At 69.3% G+C, this 6,868-nt stretch carries 5 protein-coding genes; 2 read left to right on the forward strand and 3 right to left on the reverse strand.

Going from position 1 to position 6,868, the window contains the following annotated elements; translation table 11 throughout:
- Positions 1–2: 2 nt before the first annotated feature.
- A complete protein-coding gene (locus tag ACFWYS_RS21610; protein WP_384771180.1) occupies positions 3–1,049 on the forward strand; it encodes an ABC transporter permease in 1,047 nt (348 codons plus the stop codon).
- Between the two features lie 22 nt (positions 1,050–1,071).
- A complete protein-coding gene (gene mtnK, locus ACFWYS_RS21615) occupies positions 1,072–2,232 on the forward strand; it encodes an S-methyl-5-thioribose kinase (protein ID WP_384771182.1) in 1,161 nt (386 codons plus the stop codon).
- Positions 2,233–2,438: 206 nt separating this feature from the next.
- Here the strand turns inward: mtnK and ACFWYS_RS21620 are convergent, their stop codons facing one another.
- The 3 genes from ACFWYS_RS21620 to ACFWYS_RS21630 all read right to left on the reverse strand — a co-directional run bounded on the left by ACFWYS_RS21620 (position 2,439) and on the right by ACFWYS_RS21630 (position 6,535).
- Positions 2,439–4,055: an FAD-dependent oxidoreductase gene (locus ACFWYS_RS21620; RefSeq protein ID WP_384771185.1), complete on the reverse strand. Its 1,617-nt coding sequence runs from the start codon at positions 4,053–4,055 to the stop codon at positions 2,439–2,441.
- Between the two features lie 46 nt (positions 4,056–4,101).
- Positions 4,102–5,643 carry a glycerol kinase GlpK gene (glpK, locus tag ACFWYS_RS21625; protein WP_384771187.1) on the reverse strand — a complete coding sequence of 514 codons (1,542 nt, stop codon included), beginning with the start codon at positions 5,641–5,643 and terminating at the stop codon, positions 4,102–4,104.
- A gap of 97 nt (positions 5,644–5,740) precedes the next feature.
- The gene (locus tag ACFWYS_RS21630) at positions 5,741–6,535 is read right to left on the reverse strand and encodes an MIP/aquaporin family protein (protein WP_384771190.1); all 795 of its coding nucleotides are present in this window, start codon (positions 6,533–6,535) and stop codon (positions 5,741–5,743) included.
- Between the last annotated feature and the right edge of the window lie 333 nt (positions 6,536–6,868).

Below are 6,868 nucleotides of genomic sequence, written 5' to 3' on the forward strand. Positions count from 1 at the left end.
GAATGACCACCACACAGAGCACCGAGGTGCCCGTCAAGGCGGCGCTCCCGCCCGCCGACTCCACCGCCCTGCGCGTCCAGAACGCCGTCATCAAGTACGGGTTCATCTTCGTCACGGTCGCGCTCTTCCTGTACTTCGCGCTGAGCGAGGGCTCCTTCCGCGAGTCGGCGACCCTCCTCGACACACTCCGCTATGTCTCCGTCGCCGCCATCCTCGGCCTGGGCGTCACCGTCACCATGGCCGTCGGCGGAATGGACATGTCCGTCGGAGCGGTGGCCGGACTCGGTGTCTCGGTCGCCGCGCACACGATGGTCGTCCTCAACCAGATCGGCACCGTGGCGATCATCGCCGTGCTGGCGGCGGGCGCGCTCGCCGGGCTGCTCAACGCCCTCCTCATCGTCGTCCTGAAGATCCCCGACATGCTGGCCACCCTCGGCACCATGTTCGTCATCCAGGGCACCAAACTCATCCTGGTCGACGGTCAGTCCATCACCCCCGGCATGACGCTGGACGACGGGACCACGGCCCCCGGCAGGTTCACCGACGGCTTCCTGAGGATCGACCGCGGCACGGTCCTCGGTGTCCCGATCTCGGTCCTGGTCTTCGGCGGACTGACCATCGCCGCCTGGGTCTTCCTCGCCCGCACCCGCTGGGGCCGGGTCCTGTACGCCATCGGCGCCAACCCCGAGGCCGCCCGGCTGGCCGGCATCCGCGTGGGCGCCTACCGGGCGCTGGCGTACGTCCTCTCCGGCGTCCTCGCCGCGACCGGCGGCCTGATCCTGGCGGCCCGCATCGGACAGGGCGACGTGTCCGCCGGTACGTCCCAGCTCCTGGAGGCGGTGGCGGTCGCGCTGGTCGGCACCTCGGTCCTCGGCCGGGGCCGGCCGAACGTGTGGGGCACGGCCCTCGGCGCCGTCCTCATCGGGATCATCACGACCGGCCTGACCATCAAGGGCCTGCCGTACTACACCCAGGACGTCGTCGAGGGCGCGGTCCTCATCCTCGCCCTGGTCTTCAGCTTCACCCTGTCCAAGCGCCGTACCGCATAAGGAAGTTCGAGGAGTTCGCAGCATGGGCTACCGCATCCTGGAGACCGACGACATCCCCGGCTACCTGCACGAGCGGGGCCACTGGGCGGACCCGGCCGACATCCGGGTGCGGGAGGTGTCGGACGGCAACGTCAACCGCGTCTTCCTCGCCTCGAACGCCGCCGGAACCCGCAGCCTCGCCCTCAAGCAGGCCCTGCCCTGGGTACGCGTCGCGGGCCCGTCCTGGCCGCTCAGCCCCGACCGCTCCGACGCCGAGGCCCGCGCCTACGAGCAGCTCGCCAAGGTCGCCCCGGACGACATCCCCGCGATCCACGGCTACGACCCCGAGAACCACGCCCTCGTCATGGAGGACCTCTCCGACCTGGAGGTCCTGCGCACGGTCCTCAACGACGGCGCGCCGTACGGCCCGCACACCTCGCCCCAGATCGGCCGGCTCGTCGCCAGGCTCTCCTTCGCCACCAGCGACTTCGGCATGACCTCCGCCGACCGCAAGGCCCTGATCTCCTCCTCGGTCAACCCCGAGCTGTGCAGGATCACCGAGGATGTGGTCCTCTCCGAGCCGTACGTCGAGCACGAGCACAACCACTGGCACGAGGGCCTGGACGACCTGGCGGCACGGTTCCGCGCCGACACCCGGCTGCGCACCGAGGTCGCCGACCTCCGCCACACCTTCATGACCAGCGGCCAGGCCCTGCTCCACGGCGACCTGCACACCGGGAGCGTCATGGTCGGCGAGCGCGCCGGCACCCCCGTCGTCCGTGTCTTCGACCCGGAGTTCTCCTTCGTCGGCCCGATCGGCTACGACCTCGGCCTGTACTGGGCCAACGTCCTGGTCTCGGAGGAACGGGCGCGTGCCTTGGGTGTGTTGAGCGACCACGCGAACCAACTCCGGCTGTCCTGGGAGGCGTTCGAGACGGAGTTCCGCCGCCTGTGGCCGACCCGTGTCGACACCTTCTTCGACGACGCTTATCTGGACCGCTTCCTGCGCCGCGTCTGGACGGAATCCCTCGGCTACGCCGGTACCGAACTCGTCCGCCGCATCATCGGCTTCGCCCACCTGACCGACCTCACGACCCTGCCCGACGCGGTCCCGGCGTCCCGGCGGGCGCTGCTGCTGGGACGTGAACTGATCGTCCGGCGCGAGGAGTTGACGACACCGGAGCTGGTGCGGGCGCTCGTCTGACGAGCCTCGCGGCCGGCGGGCACAGGGCATGCGAAAGGGGCGGCTCCGTCGGCGTGGAGCCGCCCCTTCCGCGGTGGTCGGCCCCGTGCGGATGGGGCCGCCCCGGTGTGGTCCGGCCGGTCAGGGGAGTGGCCGGACCAGACGCCGAGGGAGACTCATCCGGCAGAAACCTCCCTCGGCGCTGTCCGAGACTTGCTTTGCGGGACCTACTTCTTGTCGAGCAGGTCCTGCACCTTCGCGCGGACGTCGTCCGTCGCCAGACCGCGGATCGTCAGCGTCGTACGGCGGCGCAGCACGTCGTCCGGCGTCTCGGCCCACTCGTTGTCCCGGGCGTAGACGACCTGGGCCCAGATCTCCGGGGCGTCCGGGTGGACGCGCTCGCCCAGCTCCGGGTTCTCGTTGGCGATGCGGGCGATGTCGAAGGCCAGGGAGCCGTAGTGCGTGGCCAGGTGCCTCGCCGTGTCGGCCGCCATGCGCGGACCCGGCGCCGGACGGTCGGTCAGCAGACGGTGGGCGACCGCGCGCGGGTTGGCGATACCGGGCAGCGGCAGCTTCTTCGGCAGCGAGGCGATCGGCTCGAAGTCGTCACCCAGCGGAGCGCCGGGCAGCGCCTCCAGCTTCTTCATGATGGTGCGGCCGATGTGCCGGAAGGTCGTCCACTTGCCGCCCGCGACGGACAGCATGCCGCCCTTGCCCTCGGTCACGACGGTCTCGCGCTTGGCCTTCGCCGTGTCACCGGGACCGCCCGGCAGCACCCGCAGACCCGCGAAGGCGTAGGTGATCAGATCCCGGTCCAGCTGCTGGTCCCGGATGGAGAACGCGGCCTCGTCGAGTATCTGGGCCGTGTCCTTCTCGGTGACCGCGACATCCGCCGGGTCGCCCTCGAACTCCTCGTCCGTGGTCCCGAGCAGCAGCATGTCCTCCCACGGCAGGGCGAACGTGATGCGGTACTTGTCGATCGGGGTGGCGAGCGCGGCCTTCCAGGGCGAGGTCCGCTTCAGGACCAGATGCGCGCCCTTCGACAGACGGATCGACGGAGCGGCGTTCGGGTCCTCCATCTTGCGCAGGTGATCGACCCACGGCCCGGTCGCGTTCAGCACGAGACGGGCGCTCACCCCGAACTCGTCACCGGACTGCCGGTCCTTCAGCTCCGCGCCGGTCACCCGGCCCTTGGTGAAGCGCAGGCCGGTGACCTCGGCGTGGTTGAGCACGACCGCGCCCGCCTCGACGGCCGCGCGGACCGTCATCAGCGCCATGCGCGCGTCGTTCATCTGGTCGTCGCCGTACACGGCCACGGCCTTGAGATTGTCGGTGCGCAGCTCGGGCACGTCCTGCGCCGCCTTGGCGGGGGACAGGAGGTGACCGACGCCGTCACCGAACGCGGAGAGCGCGGAGTAGGCGAAGACGCCCGCCCCGAGCTTCGCGGCGCCGTGCGGCCCGCCCTTGTACACGGGGAGGTAGAACGTGAGCGGGTTCGCCAGGTGGGGAGCCACCTGGCGGGAGACCGCACGGCGCTCGAAGTGGTTCTCCGCCACCAGCTTCACCGCGCCGGTCTGCAGGTAGCGCAGACCGCCGTGGAGCAGCTTGGAGGAGGCGGAGGAGGTGGCGCCGGCGAAGTCGCCGGCGTCGACCAGAGCCACCCTGAGGCCGGACTGCGCGGCGTGCCAGGCGGTGGAGATGCCCAGGATGCCGCCGCCGATCACGAGAAGGTCGTACGACGCCTTGGCGAGCTGCTCCCGGGTCTCGGCTCGGCTCGGGTTGAAGCCGGAGGCCGGGCGCGTACCGAGGGCAGGCACGGACTGCAGGGTGGACTGACTGGTCATTTCGGGTTCTTACTCCTCATCAGAGTTCGAGGGCTGGCGGCGGTCGTCAGCTCTCGTCGTCCTCGATCCAGCCCATGGTCCGGTCAACGGCCTTGAGCCAGCTCTTGTACTCACGGTCGCGGGTCTCCGCGTCCATGCGGGGGGTCCACTCGGCGGCCCGGCGCCAGTTGGCGCGCAGTTCGTCCGTGCTGGACCAGAAGCCGACGGCGAGACCGGCGGCGTAGGCGGCACCGAGGCAGGTGGTCTCGGCGACCATCGGACGCACCACGGGCGCGTCCAGGACGTCCGAGAGCTGCTGCATCAGCAGGTTGTTCGCGGTCATGCCGCCGTCGACCTTGAGGGTCACCAGCTCGACGCCGGAGTCCTTGACCATGGCGTCGGCGATCTCCCGGGTCTGCCAGGCGGTGGCCTCCAGGACGGCACGCGCGAGGTGCGCCTTGGTGACGTACCGGGTCAGACCGGCGATCACACCGCGGGCGTCGGAGCGCCAGTGCGGGGCGAACAGACCGGAGAAGGCCGGCACGAAGTAGGCGCCGCCGTTGTCCTCGACCGAGAGCGCGAGCGTCTCGATCTCGGCGGCGGTGGAGATCAGGCCCATCTGGTCGCGCATCCACTGCACCAGCGAACCGGTGACGGCGATCGAGCCCTCCAGGGCGTACACCGTGTCCTGGTCACCGATCTTGTAGCCGACGGTGGTCAGCAGACCGGCGTAGGAGTTGATGATCTTGTCGCCGGTGTTCATCACCATGAAGGTGCCGGTGCCGTACGTCGACTTGGTCTCGCCCTCGGCGAAACAGGTCTGGCCGAACAGGGCCGCCTGCTGGTCACCGAGCGCGGAGGCGACCGGGATGCCGCCGAGCAGGTCGCCCAGCTTGCCGCCGGTGATCTCGCCGTAGACCTCGGCGGAGGACCGGATCTCGGGCAGGATCTGCAGCGGCACGCCGATCGACTCGGCGATCTTGTCGTCCCACTCCATGGTGTGCAGGTTCATCAGCATGGTGCGGGACGCGTTGGTGACGTCGGTGACGTGCTTGCCGCCGTCGACACCGCCGGTCAGGTTCCAGATGACCCAGGTGTCCATGGTGCCGAAGAGGATGTCGCCCGCCTCGGCGCGCTCCTTCAGACCCTCGACGTTGTCCAGCAGCCAGCGGGCCTTGGGACCGGCGAAGTAGGAGGCGAGGGGGAGACCGGTCTCACGGCGGAAGCGGTCCTGCCCGACGTTGCGGCCGAGCTCCTTGCAGAGCCCGTCGGTGCGGGTGTCCTGCCAGACGATGGCGTTGTGGACGGGCTCACCGGTGTTCTTGTCCCACAGCACGGTGGTCTCGCGCTGGTTGGTGATGCCGATGGCCTTGATGTCGTCACGGGTGATGCCGGCCTTCTGGACGGCTCCGGCGACGACCTCCTGGACGTTGGTCCAGATCTCGTTGGCGTCGTGCTCGACCCAGCCCGGCTTCGGGAAGATCTGCTCGTGCTCCTTCTGGTCGACGGAGACGATGCGTCCGTCGCGGTCGAAGACGATGCAGCGGCTGGAAGTCGTGCCCTGGTCGATGGCTGCGATGAAGGGGCCGGCGGTGTGCGCGTCGGTCACTGTCTACTCCTGGAAGTTCCGTGGTTATGGGGCTTTACGTACGGCGTGCGCTGAGAGTTTCGGTGCTTCTCACTCGAATGGGTGAAGCTCGGTTCTCTTAGGCGAATGCCACGTTGTAGATGCCTGCGGCGATCGCCGCGCCGATCACTGGACCGACCACCGGGATCCAGGCGTAGCCCCAGTCGGAGCCGCCCTTGTTCGGGAGGGGCAGAAGGGCGTGCACGATACGCGGACCGAGGTCACGGGCCGGGTTGATCGCGTAGCCGGTCGGGCCGCCCAGGGACAGACCGATCGAGACGACGACGAGCGCGACGATCAGTGCGCCGATCGGGCCGAGGCCGTCACCGTTGTTGTTGAGGCCCTGCGTGAGGATGGCGAGCACCAGCACGACGGTGCCGATGATCTCCGTCAGAAGGTTCTGCACCACGTTCCGGATCTCGGGACCGGTGGAGAAGACGCCCAGGACCGGGCCGGCGCCCTTCTCCTGGGCCTCGACGGCCTTGGCCGCCGTGGCCTGCGCACCCGGGCCGCCCACGATCTCCTTGTCGGTGAGGTGGGCGTGGAACTGGCCGTAGTAGGCGACCCAGACCAGAGCCGCACCGATCATGGCGCCGAGGAACTGACCGGCGAGGTACGTCGGAACGTTGCTCCAGTCGTTGTCCTTGATCGCGAGAGCGACCGTCACGGCCGGGTTCAGATGGGCGCCGGACAGCGGCGCCGAGGTGTAGACCGCCGTGAGCACTGCGAAGCCCCACCCGAAGGTGATGGCGAGCCAGCCGGCGTTGCGAGCCTTGGAGGCCTTCAGCGTGACGGCGGCGCAGACGCCACCGCCGAGCAGGATGAGTATGGCGGTACCGATGGTCTCGCCGATGAAGATGTCGGAGCTGGACACCCGCGACTCCTTTGTCCTTCGTCCAGGGGAAGCCGAACCCCGGGTCCCACCGGTGGTTCGCGTTGCCCTCGGGGGTGAGGGCGATGCCGGCCCTTGGCACTGTCACACTCTAGCGCGTATTGCCGGTAGGTGTTCGACAATGCCGACCGATGGACGGGAGTCTTGCCCCGGTGTGAGGGATGCGTCAAGAGCTCTGTCGTTGAATGCGCGATCGTTGTTGGTTGTGTTGCCTTATCGATATGTCGATAGCGGGATGGGGGGATTAACAAATCCGGGGGGGGGGAGGAACCCCCCGCCGTCGGCGTTGGCCCCACCCCCGCGGGCCCCCCCCGC

The organism is Streptomyces sp. NPDC059010, from assembly GCF_042740355.1.
GTDB lineage: Bacteria > Actinomycetota > Actinomycetes > Streptomycetales > Streptomycetaceae > Streptomyces.